The organism is Roseburia sp. AF42-8 (genome assembly GCF_003435965.1).
GTDB lineage: Bacteria > Bacillota > Clostridia > Lachnospirales > Lachnospiraceae > Roseburia_C > Roseburia_C amylophila.
Map to the genome: position 1 here is coordinate 149,584 of NZ_QTVB01000003.1, position 12,784 is coordinate 162,367.

The window sequence follows — 12,784 nt, forward strand, 5'->3', positions numbered from 1 at the left end:
TTCTTTCTTAAATTCCATCCTTTTTTATAAAAATCGGAATCCCTGCTACTACTTCAATAACCTGCTCTGCCCGCTCTGCAATCTGCCGGTTTATATCTCCTAACAACCGGATATAAGCCATTGTGGATGCATCATAACGGATTCCGTCTTCAAATATCTGATTCGTGACAATAATCAGTATATCACAGGAATCCTGCAATGCTGTTACTCCACTTATAATTTCATGGGAAAGCTGCTTTACTTTCGCTTCATCCATCACAGCAGACAGATTTTCTTCTGAAAACATTTCGTTGGCAACGAGGTTCGACATACATTCCAGCAAAACTATTTTCCCGGCCGACACTCCTTCTGCTGCAACTTTTCCTGCTGACACTTTTTCGGTTGCCACTTTCTTTGCTGCCTCTTTAAGTCTTCTCGGCTGCTCTATCGTAAGAAAGCCTTTTCCTGCCCGCATTTTCTGGTGACGTTCTACTTTTTTCTTTCCTTCTTCATCATACACCTGCATGGTGGCTACATAATAAAGGCTGCCGTTGCCTGCGGCTTTCACTGCCATTTGTTCTGCATATGCGGATTTTCCGCTGCCGCTTCCGCCGATTACCAATGCAATCATTCTTCATACCTCTTGTACTGTTCTATCTCAAAATTTGCAAAGGATGCTCCCTGCAAATACACGCCCAGTGCCACATCCAGCAGGGACATCATCATCACTGCACCGGTTCCCTCACCCAGCGCCATATCCGCATCCAGTACCGGATCTAAATGCAGCTTTTTCATAATCGCTGTCTCTGCCAGTTCCCGGCTCTTATGGGATGGTATCATATAATTTACGGCACCCTTGCAAAGAGTCTCTGCCAAAAGTGCCGCAACGGCACTGATGACGCCATCGATGACAACCGGTATCTGCTCGATTGCTGCTCCGATAAATACGCCTGTCAATCCGGCTATGTCCAGTCCACCTACCGTCTTTAATATGGTAAATGCATCCGCATCACGAAGGGAATATTTTTCTATCGCTTCTTCAATTACCCTGCATTTTCTTTTTAATGCCTCATCGGTTAATCCGGCGCCTTTGCCGGTCACCTGCTCTACCTCTAAATCCAAAAGTGCTGCTGCAACGGCTGTGCTGGTGGTTGTATTTCCGATTCCCATCTCTCCTGTGGCAAGTATCTCATACCCTTCTCTGTGGCATTGCTGCACCAGTTGTACTCCGGTTTCTATTGCCTTTAAGACCTCTTCTTCTGTCATCGCAGGTTCCTTTGCGAAGTTTTTCGTTCCCTTTACAACTTTTCGTGGCAATACTCCGGGAATCACTTCGTCTGTATCAATTCCAATGTCCACCGGAATTACATCCACGCCTGCCACTGCTGCCATTTTTCCTACAGAAGAATTATTTACTCCCATGGCTTTTGCCACTGCAAGCGTTACTTCTTTTCCACTCTGGCTGACCTGCTCTTCCACCACGCCATTGTCTGCACACATAACAAGAACTGCTTTTTTCTGAATTGATATTTTGGTCGTCTTCTCTATGGCTCCAATCTGTGCAATCAAATGTTCAAACTTTCCAAGTCCATCCAGGGGTTTGGCGATTCCATCCAGCTTCTCTTTTACCCTGCGATACCAACTGTCATCTAAAGGCAAAATCTTTATGCTATCCAATTCTGCTTTTGTCATATTCTGCCTCCTGCAGCATTCCATAAACCGCTTCCATATCAAGATATTTCCGCAGTGTGTCCGCCAGCAAATCGTACTGGCTCTCCTTATACTGCTGATAATTCATGCCCTGATTATCTTCATAATGCACTCCCTTTTTCTCCGCTAATGCCCGGATAAAAGCAGATGCGATATCTCCTTCATCAAAAATACCATGGACATACGTTCCGTAGACATTTTCCCTCTGTACAACGACTGCATCCTGTATACAGAATTTCTCCTGTTCATGAACCTGTGTATGATTATGAGCTTGCGCCTGTGTCTGCTCTGGCGCATGGATCCGCTCTGGCTCTCGGATTCTTCTGGTATGTCCCATATGAATCTCATAACCTTTGTATTCTTTGCCGGAAAGAGAAGCTAATGTGCCGGTGAGAGAGCCTATGGTTCCCGTTACCTGACGGCGTACCTTTTCCCGGCTCATCACGGTCTTAAGTGGCAATAGCTCCATGCCCCGTAAGCTGCCGCCTTCCTCTACCGAATAAGGGTCTTCGAGACTTTCTCCCAGCATCTGGTAACCGCCGCAGATTCCAATGACCGGAGTTTCTGCGGAGAGTTTCTTTATCATAGCTTCCATGCCATTTTCGCGCATCCATTTCAGGTCACCCATTGTATTCTTACTGCCCGGCAGAATAATGGCATCCGGATGATGGATTTCCTGCACCGAAGTCACATAGCGCACCGATACGCCTTCCATATGCTCGAAAACATCAAAATCCGTAAAATTAGATATTCTCGGATAACGGATAACTGCCAGATCTATCAATGCCTCTTTCCGATGCTTGAATTTTCCGGTCAGGCTGTCTTCATCCTCAAGCTGTACCTTCATATAAGGCACCACTCCGCAGACCGGAATGCCGCCTTTTTCCTCTAACATCTGAATACCCGGTTCCAATATGGATACGTCTCCGCGGAATTTGTTGATGATTAAACCTTTTACACGGGATTTTTCCTGCTCTTCTAAAAGCATCAGCGTTCCTAAAAGCTGTGCAAACACACCGCCCCGGTCAATATCTCCTGCCAGAAGAACCGGTGCATTTACCATCTCCGCCATGCCCATATTTACAATGTCATTTTCCTTGAGATTAATTTCTGCCGGACTTCCGGCTCCTTCTATTACAATAATATCCGCCTGCTCTTCCAGTTTTTGAAATGCCTTTAATATATCCGGGACAAGCTTTTTCTTATAGTTAAAATATTCCCGCGCCGGCATATTGCCAATGACCGTACCGTTGACAATCACCTGGGAGCCAATATCATTTGTAGGCTTTAAAAGAATCGGGTTCATGCAGACCTGTGGCTCGATTCTAGCTGCCTCTGCCTGCATAACCTGTGCCCGTCCCATTTCAAGCCCTTCTGCTGTAATATAGGAATTCAATGCCATATTCTGCGACTTAAAAGGCGCCACGCGGTATCCATCCTGATGAAAGATACGGCATAAGCCTGCTGTAATCAGGCTTTTTCCGGCATTCGACATTGTTCCCTGTATCATAATCACTTTTGCCATGTGATAAGTTCCTCGATTTCTTTTGTTTTCTATACTATCTTGCTTCCAGTCCCTGAAGCAGTACCACATAACATGCGAAGTCTCCGATTCGTTTTCGCTCTTCCCCTAACCAATCATCCCAGTCATTGCCCAGCTTATGCTCATACATATAAACGGACAGTTTGTTTTTCGCACTGATCACAAGATTATGACAGCGGGTGCGCTCCGCATCTTCCTGTCCTTTCTCTGCCAGCGATTTCTGGTTCCATCCGTTTCTGATTCGCACATAGTCTACTGCACATTTCAAAAAACGGTCTATGAGTTCCCTGCAGGCTGCATCCGCTTCCCCCCGCTCTGCAATCTGGTTCCAGATCTGCATGGCTTCTTCAAAGGGCAGTGACGTCTCCTGTTTTAAGTACTCTTTGTATGTTGTATACATTGGACATCCTCCGCATATTTTTATCTTAACAGATATATTGTATAACATTCCTTGTTTTTAGAAAAGATACTTTCCCTTTTGATTTAGTCAAAAATAAGACAGTCTCAATTGAGGCGACTGTACCGACCCCCAAAAGTGGCTGTCTTTTTTTATTTCTGGATTCTATCATCAACACAATTTCTATTATGTTCCTTTTCTCTCTTTTCTTCTGCTGAAAATAAAACATCGGATTGTCTACACGCTGTGTCGACAATTTCAAGAAAAAACTTATAAAACTTCAGACAAGATATACATTACTTCTTGAATTTATATTTTCCTTTTCCGTGACCGGACACTGGTTCAATAATATCTGCCTGCACCAAATTGGAAAGAAGTTTTGAAGCACCTGAACCTTTCAGTTCAAGAAGTTCCATAACTGCACTTCTTCCAAACACCTCATCAAAGCCAAACTTCTCAAAAAGTCTATGGATATGAATCGTCGTTTTTACCAAGAAATCACTACTTTTTTCGGAAAGTACACTTTCAATATCCACTTTTATATCCTCAATATCCACTTTTACATCCCCAATGTCCACTTTTTCTTTGTTCAAAAGTCCACTTATATGAAGATTTCGATTATGAAGCTCATTTTCCTCGTTCAAAAGCAAATTTCTGAGAAATGCTTCCAAATACTCTGTTGTTTCGTGAATACCTTTTTGCAGGTTTGTATAGTTTGCACGGACAAGTGCATTTCTGAAATACCACGCATTTTCTGCAAAAATATCATTGGTTGCAGAGAACCCAAGCGTCCTTAAATATTTGATGAAAAACACTGCCGTTGTTCTCGTATTGCCTTCCCCGAAGATATGGATTTGCCATAACCCTGAAATGAATACCGCAAGATGATGAATAATCTCGTCCATTGAAAGCCCTTTATAACTAAAATCCTTCTCCTTCGAAAAATCATATTCAAGTGTAGCTCTCAGTTCTGAAGCACTACCGTACATAACAGTTGCTCCATCAAGCACCCATTCTTTCTTTGTGATGTTGTAATCTCTAATCTTTCCGGCGTGTTTATAAATACCCTGAAAGAGTTTACGGTGGATAGAGATATACTCGTTTGGTGAAAATGAAAACGCTGTTTCCGAAAGAATTTCTGCGATACGGGACGAAACCTTATCTGCTTCTTCGGTACGCTCATCATCGGACAAATGCACTGGTCTTTCTTCATAATAGCTGTCAATAAGACTCTGTGCTTCTTTCATCGTGATTTTACCTTCAATGTTCTGAATGGCGGTATCAATCAGATATTTAGATGGTTTGAGTCCGTCCACTGCCTGAAGTCCAATTGCCGTACTCCAAGCATATCCTTTATGAGCTTTATCCGGTTCAGACTCCCTCAAATATTCCTTAAACGGGTCTTTTTCCATATCCACTACCTCGCTTCATAGTTATTCTAGTCAAAGTTCTTTATTCAGAAAACAACTTGATTTTAGAAAACATTTTATGCAATCTGTACTCATCAAATATCTTATACTCTTCCTTCATTGCTCTTACTTTCTTAACATTATATATCTGAAGATTAGCTTTTTCAAGATTTTACAAAGCTTTGGAGAGCTTGTGGGGATATCCTATTTTCTGCTTTGGAATGTTATAAAATATAATGGGACAGGAACTCAAATAATTTCTGATTCGTTTCTTCATTCAGTTCTTCTGCCTGCAAATATTCAGGCAGTGGAATTCCCTGCTGGCATTCTCCGCAGATATCAATGCCAAGTATATTTCCATTTTCCAGAAAATGCGACAGCAATCGCTCCAGCATCGGAAGTGACATGTTCCCCTGACTCCAGTTAGTCTCCGTATATTGTTTATCCAAGATGTCTTTGTCTATGGATATATAAACCGGCAGATTCTTTTTCATTTTGGAAATCTTATTTTTGTCTTCTCCGGTATGAATTTCTTCTGCGGAAAAAGTAAGGAGTTTTTCTGATATTTCCTTACGATTCATCAAGCCATCTTTTTCCCGATAAAGCTGCTCTATATCCTTCGCCTGCGGTCCGATTAATATCAGTTGCTGCAACCATGGATTCGTCTCTAACACCTTTTCTGCCCAGTCTCCGCAGCTTGTCATGTGCTCAATCATCGGCTTTTGCATGTCCGTATGATGGTCAAATACAACAAGCTGGAATTCCTTTTGAATCTGGCTTGTCATAATTTCTGTCACATAATGATAATTTCCGGAATCCAGAAAATGGATTCCATGAATTCCATATGGCTTGATTTTTTCTCTGATTTTCTCTTCCGCCTGTCTGGAACAATACAAATCACACTCTTCAATTTCAGAGCAGTCCAGCCAGTGGATGCCGGTATTCTTTGGTATGTTTTCATCGCAATATACATGCGAAAAATCTAAAATCAGATGATTGGTTGTCATTGTTGTGCCTTTCTTAGTCTTGATGTTTTTCCAAAAATACCCTACCCAAAATATCTTTAATAGCATATTCTATCAACTATTTTCTTAAATTTGATTATATTATTTTTTATCCTTGTGATAAATTCAATGCATTCTGCTATCTACCTTTTCTCCGCCACATATTCCAAAAATATTTTATCTTTAAATCCACCACGTTCCTTAGCCTTTTTAATTCTCATTGCCTCGAGCTCATCCAAACTATATCCTCTCGCCAAACAAATTGCCTGAAGCACTTCCAGAACATCAGCCATTTCTTCAAGATTTTTATATTCTTGATACTCAGCAACCTCTTCATTTAACTTGGTTTCAAGTGCAGCTATATACTCATCTTTTGATAAAATGCGCGTTTTGCATTCCTTCCCATCTGCCTTAATTATTTCAGGTATTTTATCTCGTACTAGCTTATTGTATACCTTCATTATATCACCCCCTCCATCAACATATTTATTTAACTACCTCCTTTGTTTTTAGTACAGTGGGCGAACTTATACTTCGTATAACATTGGAGATTTTTACTGTAATAAAGAATAGTACGAGCATTTTTAATTTTATCAGCTATCATAATTCTGTATGCCTCCTTCTTCCATGAGATTACAGCAAACGTAGTAGTAATGTCTATCAAAAGGCTTTTACATATTAGATAAAAGCATGTAAAATTTATTTTACATAGCTTAATTGCGGTCTATTTAGCTTATTTCTTGACTACTCAGGAAAAATATTTCTACCCTCGCCCCACCTGTATTTTCAGAATTTGAAAGTTTAATACCTCCACCATATTTTTCAGCCACAGTTTTTGCAAAAATAGTCCCATCCCATAATGGGCTTCGCCATTTCTACTTGTGTCATCCATAAAAAACTGCTCTGTGCCATGCAATAATGCTTCTTTTGTAAATCCTGATCCGCTATCCTCCACAATGAATGTCAGCCGGCCATCCTGCTCCTTTGCGTCAATATAAATGATTCCATTTTCTTTTGTATGCTCCACTGCATTCTGAATCACATTCATTACGGCTCGGAACATTGGATCATAAGCAATCGTTACCTTTTTATCACTTTGTTCCGCCTTCCAATCTATCTTCTGGTGATAGATTTCTACCAGTCCGAGTGCCTGTTCCTTTATATCTGCGAAAAAATCTTCTAACCTCACCGTTGTATAGGTAACATCACTGCAATTCCATGATTTTGTGACATCTATCAACTGTTTTACATAACTTTGTATCTGTGTTGTGCCGTTCAAAACATAAGTGATATTATTCTTCTGTTCTGTGGTCAGTTCAGTCTCTGAAAGTAGTTCTGCATTTCCCCGTACAATCGTAAGAGGTGTTTTAATATCATGCGCCAAAGCAGACATCTGCTGTTTCTTTTCCTGCTCTGTTTTCCACTGCTTTTCTAAGGATTCACGGAGTGCATCCCGCATATCATCGATTGCCGATAAACAGTCATCAAACTCTTTGATACCGGAATGAGATGCCTCATATTCCAGATTTTGATCCTTTATTTGTCCGATTGCATCTAATACAGGCTGCATCTGCTTTTTGATTCTTTTTCCAAAACGTATGGACGGAATGATGATAATCGCTACCGCTCCAATCACAGACATAATACTCATCACATTCTGTGGTCCTATAAAATGCTCCCTCAAAAAAGCTGAATGATATTGAGGTGTCAGGCGATATTGCAATACAACATATTCATTTTCCCTTACAATTACTTTATAAAAATATTTTCCGGATGCGTTTCCGTACTTTGCAACATTCCATGCTATCTGTTCGTATTGTTCTGACAGATCTCCACCTATTTTCTCTCCATTCTCTGAAAAGATTACATAATCGCAAAGTGCAGGAATCATCTCAGCAGTTACTTTATCCGCATGTAAAATCGTATCATATGCTTCATTAATCTTTTGCTCTGCATAATTCGCCGGATAGATACAGCCCACACTAATCAAAAGGTACAGCAGCAGCCAAGCAACAATCACCAAACCTACTAATGATCCAAGCATGACCAGTACATATCTCATAAAAATCCAGCTGAGTGCATTGCTTCTCTTTACTCTTCCCATTTATATCCAATCCCCCAGACTGTTTTTATCGGTGTATAATCATAATCCGCAAATTTTGCTCTTATATTTTTGATATGCGTGATTATAGTACTGTCATTACTCTCATTGTCAAAGCCAAAGACCGCTTCCAATATCTGTTCCTTTGAGAAAACCTGTCCTCTGTTTTTAGCCAGGAATTCACAAATTTCGTACTCCGCTTTCGTAAGAGGAAGTTCCTTATCATCCATCAACAGTTTCTTTTGAGACATCTGAATGCAGACTCTCCCTAAAACCATCCGGACAGAATGTTCCCTGTGCTCTCTTCTAAGATGTGCATTGATCCTTGCCCGAAGTTCCATCACTCCAAATGGCTTTGAAATATAATCATCTGCTCCTAAAGAAAGTCCGTTTACCAGACTGTTTTCCTCCGTTTTTGCCGTAAGAAACAAAATCGGACAATCCACAAGTGCCCTGATTCTTTTGCATAATTCGAAGCCATCAATTCCAGGCATCATAATGTCCAGTAAAATCAGGTCATAACGATGTAATTCTTCCATATTAATTTTTAGTGGATTACTTACTTTGGTAACCAGATGTCCATCCTTATTCAAAATGCTTTCTATCATTTCCAGAATTGCCGGTTCATCATCAACTGCCAGTATTTTTGCCATAGTTTTCCTCGATTCTATTCCAATATTCTGTTTCCTTCCCAGTGGTTTACCCACCAAAAATAGTATACCATACTAATCCCTGTAAATATTAAGCAACCTGGTATGAATGACAACCATTCACCTACACTAGTTTCTCCCAATACAGATTGCAGATAAGTATATGGTACTCTACCCGTCCAGCAGACAAATACATATTTCCACACATAATCTCCAAGTCCGGTAAGCATCAATGCACTAATTAGTCCTGATATAATCCCTGCTCCAATGGATACCCCTTTTCCAAACTGAAAAGCCAGAATCAGCTGCCACAGATAAAGTGGAACACTGCTTCCCCACAGCAGCAATGCTGCAAATATACATCCTTTCATGATTTCGATATCGCTTGATGCGATTCTTCCAAATCCAATTCCGAATATGATTGCTGTCAATAGGATAGAGCACAGACACAAAACCAGTAGCATCAACAGTTTCGATAAAAATGCTGCAGGTTTATCCGGTAAAGACAACAGATTTTGAAAATCACCTGCATTTTGTTCCTGTTCCATCACACTTGCTGTAAAAATTCCAACAAGTACTGGAAGTCCTGCTCCTATTGCCTGATAAAATGCAATCACTTTCATATTTTCATTCCATGGTGAAAAAAGGTAATACACTAAAAATATAACGCTGGTTAGAATCGGAATCAGTACGTGTGCCAGAATCACAGATGTTCCTTTCATCTTTCGCAAGTCTGCATTCAGAGATCTTCCAAGCATCCTATCTCACCTCTCTTCTCTCAAACCATTTCAAAAACAGAACCGTTACAAAAACAAACCAGATGATTGAGAGACACATTCCCGGAACAATGACTCCCGTATCCAAAAGAGGATTCCCTGCTTCTGCGGCAAGTCCATTTGGTAAAACATGAAGCAACGGGCACATCATTCGCATAGGGATTGCAGAAACAAGTACATACCAGATTCTGGTTTGTGATATTACCACACCGCTGACGGTAATAAATAGGCAGACGAACAGGTTTACAATCATTCCAAATCGTTCACTTAAAAATAAAGCTACCGGAATCTCCCATAACTCAGAAATCGTCAGAAACAATACTGCAATCAACGCTCCTCCAACTGGAACATGTGTCGTTAGAAGAAAGCCTCCAAGCGTTGCTCCTGCAAACACAATCACATTAGAAAACAAAATCATGTACCCAATATAAATAATTTTCCCCAGCAACAATTTTCTTCTGTCTGTTGGAATAGTCGTTAAATGATAGTATTTTATCTTTTTCTCCTGCGCTACAGAAAGATAACAAAATAGAGCAATCATCCCCGGCAGCAAAAGTGTATACCACCAGTTCCAAACACTTTCTGCATAAGCATTTGTCATCCCAAGAGTAAATATAAATGCCATGACAAATGTAAGAAGAGGAAATCCCCAGATAAACTTTTTTCGCATGGTTCTTTTGGCTTTTTGATGTTCTGCTTTTATAATATTAACCATGGATTTCACCTGCTTTCTGGTTTTTTCTTACCACATTCATAAACAAATCTTCAAGATTATCTCCCTGCTTTAATGCTCCTTCGTATCCTAAGATTCCACCTGAAATAATCCCGACTTTATCTGCAAGTAACTGTACCTCTGAGAGAATATGACTGGAGAGAATTACAGTGATTCCCTGTTCCGGAAAAGATCGAATCAGTTCTCGTAATTCCTCGATTCCTATTGGATCTAATCCATTCGTAGGTTCATCCAATATCAAAAGTTCCGGTTCTCCAAGCAATGCCATTGCAATGCCTAGTCTTTGCTTCATTCCCAAAGAAAACTGTCCTGCTTTCTTCTTTCCGGTGTTTGTAAGTGATACAATCTGCAAGACCGCATCAATTCTGTTTTCATCTGTACCAAGCAATAATTGTCTTACCTTCAAATTCTCTCTGGCGGAAAGATTTTCATAAATAGGCGGATTCTCAATTAACGCTCCTATTTTTGATAAATCTTTCCTATCCCAAAGTTTTCCATCAAAGTAAATCTTTCCTGCAGTGGGTTTCATCATACCGGTCAACATTTTCAACGTGGTAGATTTACCAGCGCCATTCGGTCCAAGCAGTCCATAAATCTGTCCTTTTTCTATATTGAGTGAAACATTATTTACCGCTTTCTGCTTTTTAAAATATTTACATAGATTTTGTGTCTGCAACATCATTTCCATCTTTTCTATCCTTCCTTCTATATTTTATTTCTTACTGAAATATAATCTATCAGGGAAAAATAAAGATTTGATGAAGTTTGCTACATTTTAGAAAATCTGTCCCGGAAGTTTTTCCTTCTCCATATACGGGAACTCTCTATCAAATGCCTCCGCTTCCTTTTCATTTACCAGATACCCTGCCGGAGGTGCATACTCTCCTGTAATTCCATTAAGATATCCCGGTATCAGTTCTTCGCACAGAAAAAAAGATGCATCCTCGCCTTCCGGCAATCCATGATAGCGGATGCCAAACTCACTCGCCTGTCTGAATCCGCTTTTTCCATAAAAATCAATATTTCCTTCAAAACATAGTGCTCCGCATCCAAGCTCTTTTGCTTTTTCTAAAGAATAATCCAGTAAAATCTTTCCATAACCCTTCCTTTTAAGCTTCGGTGCAATACAGATCGGTCCCATAGTCATAATGGGAATACTTCTGCCATCATCGGCTGCAATCACAGCCTTCATAAACATGTTCTGTCCAATTAACTGTCCATCTAATGTCATGACAAAATCCAGTTCCGGAACAAATGCGGGATCATTGCGAAGTTTGTGGAGTACATAATGCTCCAGACAGCCTGGTCGATACACATTCCAGAAACTCTCCCTTACCAGATTTTCTACCTCATGGTATTCATTTTCTCTTTCCAATCGAATGATAATATTTTCCTTCATTTTCTTTTTCTCCACTTCTTTATATAATGCTGCTAATACTTTTTTCAAACCGCTCTTTTATTCTTGTTTTATCCTTTGCTCCATCATACAGACTATAGTAGAAAAACATGATGGAATAAAACATGGTTGCTTTTTTATCTGCATCCACTATCTTCATGCTCTTGAATAAATCCTTCACATATTCTGCCGGACCGGACACAAGATACTGCTGATACAAAGCCTGCATCTCCTCATTCCGAAACTGCTCTAACGTAAGCATCTTTCGAAATGACGATGCAAAATCATTTTCTGTCCAATACGAAAACATAGATTTACTGTATTCCACGAAATTGTCCGTAGAAATCTCTTCATACTGTTCAGGTTCATTTTCCTTTTTATCAACAGGCATATCATATTCTCCTGCCTGTTCGCCATCCCCCTGCTCCATCTTTTTTACAATATGTTCAAAAATATCTCTCTTACTCTCATAATGCCTATACAATGCACCTTTTGTCATGCCAAGCTCCCCCGCAATCTGACTGACAGAAACTGCTTCATATCCATCTCTCGCAAATAAATGTAATGCAACAATCAATATATCTTCCTTTGTAGTTTTTGACATACCCAAACCTCCTGTTCATAAAATAAACGACCGTTTACATTTTGTTTGTAGTAAACGGCCGTTTATTTGTCAAGTCAGATATCTCTACACATTTTTACATAACTTTTTTATGATAATTTTGTCTTTAATGGGAAACAGATGTCAATCTCCATATAACCATCTTCCTCTATCTTCCGATAAATATCAATAATCGGTCGCTCATCCAGCTCATTCTTTCCCTTAGGAGGACTCATAAACAAGGGGAAAACGATATAACACGATACAAGATGTAATGGAAAGGATACCAGTGAAAAGTTTAGTATTTTCAAGGGGGCGACGAGATTTTTATAACAAGATATAACAGTTATTAAATCCTTTAAAAATCGTCATCTGAAAACTGAAAGTTTCCATTTATTTCTTTTTGCGGTATTTGGGTTCAATACCTACTACATACGCTACCATAGCCGCAATACTAATAAGCATTGCACCCAATATAGGTATAA

13 protein-coding genes and 1 pseudogene are annotated in these 12,784 nt (G+C 39.9%); all 14 read right to left on the bottom strand.

Annotated elements, in window-relative coordinates:
• Positions 1 to 7: 7 nt before the first annotated feature.
• The 14 genes and pseudogenes from DW059_RS02525 to DW059_RS02590 all read right to left on the bottom strand — a co-directional run bounded on the left by DW059_RS02525 (position 8) and on the right by DW059_RS02590 (position 12,302).
• Positions 8 to 610: a bifunctional adenosylcobinamide kinase/adenosylcobinamide-phosphate guanylyltransferase gene (locus tag DW059_RS02525; protein WP_117697395.1), complete on the bottom strand. Its 603-nt coding sequence runs from the start codon at positions 608 to 610 to the stop codon at positions 8 to 10.
• Entirely contained in the window at positions 607 to 1,671 is a 1,065-nt protein-coding gene (gene cobT, locus DW059_RS02530; RefSeq protein ID WP_242986062.1) for a nicotinate-nucleotide--dimethylbenzimidazole phosphoribosyltransferase, read from the bottom strand. The genes DW059_RS02525 and cobT overlap by 4 nt, the downstream gene beginning before the upstream one ends.
• The gene (locus tag DW059_RS02535) at positions 1,649 to 3,214 is read right to left on the bottom strand and encodes a cobyric acid synthase (protein WP_117697399.1); all 1,566 of its coding nucleotides are present in this window, start codon (positions 3,212 to 3,214) and stop codon (positions 1,649 to 1,651) included. Before DW059_RS02535 ends, cobT begins: the two co-directional genes overlap by 23 nt.
• Before the next feature lie 34 nt (positions 3,215 to 3,248).
• Positions 3,249 to 3,632, bottom strand: coding sequence for a hypothetical protein (locus tag DW059_RS02540; protein WP_117697401.1), 384 nt, complete (start codon positions 3,630 to 3,632; stop codon positions 3,249 to 3,251).
• A 293-nt stretch (positions 3,633 to 3,925) separates the two neighbouring features.
• The gene (locus DW059_RS02545; RefSeq protein WP_117697403.1) at positions 3,926 to 5,041 is read right to left on the bottom strand and encodes a Fic family protein; all 1,116 of its coding nucleotides are present in this window, start codon (positions 5,039 to 5,041) and stop codon (positions 3,926 to 3,928) included.
• Between the two features lie 221 nt (positions 5,042 to 5,262).
• Positions 5,263 to 6,045, bottom strand: coding sequence for an arginase family protein (locus DW059_RS02550; protein ID WP_117697405.1), 783 nt, complete (start codon positions 6,043 to 6,045; stop codon positions 5,263 to 5,265).
• 140 nt (positions 6,046 to 6,185) lie between these two features.
• Positions 6,186 to 6,503: a nucleoside triphosphate pyrophosphohydrolase gene (locus DW059_RS02555; protein WP_117697407.1), complete on the bottom strand. Its 318-nt coding sequence runs from the start codon at positions 6,501 to 6,503 to the stop codon at positions 6,186 to 6,188.
• A gap of 267 nt (positions 6,504 to 6,770) precedes the next feature.
• Positions 6,771 to 8,146 (bottom strand): annotated as a pseudogene (locus DW059_RS02560) (sensor histidine kinase).
• Positions 8,134 to 8,796: a response regulator transcription factor gene (locus tag DW059_RS02565; RefSeq protein ID WP_055168476.1), complete on the bottom strand. Its 663-nt coding sequence runs from the start codon at positions 8,794 to 8,796 to the stop codon at positions 8,134 to 8,136. Before DW059_RS02565 ends, DW059_RS02560 begins: the two are co-directional and overlap by 13 nt.
• A gap of 14 nt (positions 8,797 to 8,810) precedes the next feature.
• Positions 8,811 to 9,551 carry a lantibiotic immunity ABC transporter MutG family permease subunit gene (locus DW059_RS02570; RefSeq protein ID WP_117697409.1) on the bottom strand — a complete coding sequence of 247 codons (741 nt, stop codon included), beginning with the start codon at positions 9,549 to 9,551 and terminating at the stop codon, positions 8,811 to 8,813.
• A gap of 1 nt (position 9,552) precedes the next feature.
• On the bottom strand, positions 9,553 to 10,284 hold the full coding sequence (locus tag DW059_RS02575) for a lantibiotic immunity ABC transporter MutE/EpiE family permease subunit (RefSeq protein WP_117697411.1): 732 nt from the start codon (positions 10,282 to 10,284) through the stop codon (positions 9,553 to 9,555).
• Positions 10,277 to 10,990 (bottom strand): lantibiotic protection ABC transporter ATP-binding protein, encoded by a 714-nt coding sequence (locus DW059_RS02580; protein ID WP_117697413.1) that lies wholly within the window; start codon positions 10,988 to 10,990, stop codon positions 10,277 to 10,279. The genes DW059_RS02575 and DW059_RS02580 overlap by 8 nt, the downstream gene beginning before the upstream one ends.
• An 87-nt stretch (positions 10,991 to 11,077) precedes the next feature.
• Entirely contained in the window at positions 11,078 to 11,749 is a 672-nt protein-coding gene (locus tag DW059_RS02585; protein ID WP_330408230.1) for a GNAT family N-acetyltransferase, read from the bottom strand.
• A complete protein-coding gene (locus DW059_RS02590; RefSeq protein WP_117697415.1) occupies positions 11,721 to 12,302 on the bottom strand; it encodes a TetR/AcrR family transcriptional regulator in 582 nt (193 codons plus the stop codon). The genes DW059_RS02585 and DW059_RS02590 overlap by 29 nt, the downstream gene beginning before the upstream one ends.
• Positions 12,303 to 12,784: the final 482 nt, after the last annotated feature.

Coding starts and splice junctions, on each gene's coding strand:
- DW059_RS02545 (WP_117697403.1), bottom strand. CDS start 5,041: ATGGAAAAAGACCCGTTTAAGGAATATTTGAGGGAGTCTGAACCGGAT.
- cobT (WP_242986062.1), bottom strand. CDS start 1,671: ATGACAAAAGCAGAATTGGATAGCATAAAGATTTTGCCTTTAGATGAC.
- DW059_RS02540 (WP_117697401.1), bottom strand. CDS start 3,632: ATGTATACAACATACAAAGAGTACTTAAAACAGGAGACGTCACTGCCC.
- DW059_RS02575 (WP_117697411.1), bottom strand. CDS start 10,284: ATGGTTAATATTATAAAAGCAGAACATCAAAAAGCCAAAAGAACCATG.
- DW059_RS02555 (WP_117697407.1), bottom strand. CDS start 6,503: ATGAAGGTATACAATAAGCTAGTACGAGATAAAATACCTGAAATAATT.
- DW059_RS02590 (WP_117697415.1), bottom strand. CDS start 12,302: ATGTCAAAAACTACAAAGGAAGATATATTGATTGTTGCATTACATTTA.
- DW059_RS02550 (WP_117697405.1), bottom strand. CDS start 6,045: ATGACAACCAATCATCTGATTTTAGATTTTTCGCATGTATATTGCGAT.
- DW059_RS02535 (WP_117697399.1), bottom strand. CDS start 3,214: ATGGCAAAAGTGATTATGATACAGGGAACAATGTCGAATGCCGGAAAA.
- DW059_RS02565 (WP_055168476.1), bottom strand. CDS start 8,796: ATGGCAAAAATACTGGCAGTTGATGATGAACCGGCAATTCTGGAAATG.
- DW059_RS02525 (WP_117697395.1), bottom strand. CDS start 610: ATGATTGCATTGGTAATCGGCGGAAGCGGCAGCGGAAAATCCGCATAT.
- DW059_RS02570 (WP_117697409.1), bottom strand. CDS start 9,551: ATGCTTGGAAGATCTCTGAATGCAGACTTGCGAAAGATGAAAGGAACA.
- DW059_RS02580 (WP_117697413.1), bottom strand. CDS start 10,990: ATGGAAATGATGTTGCAGACACAAAATCTATGTAAATATTTTAAAAAG.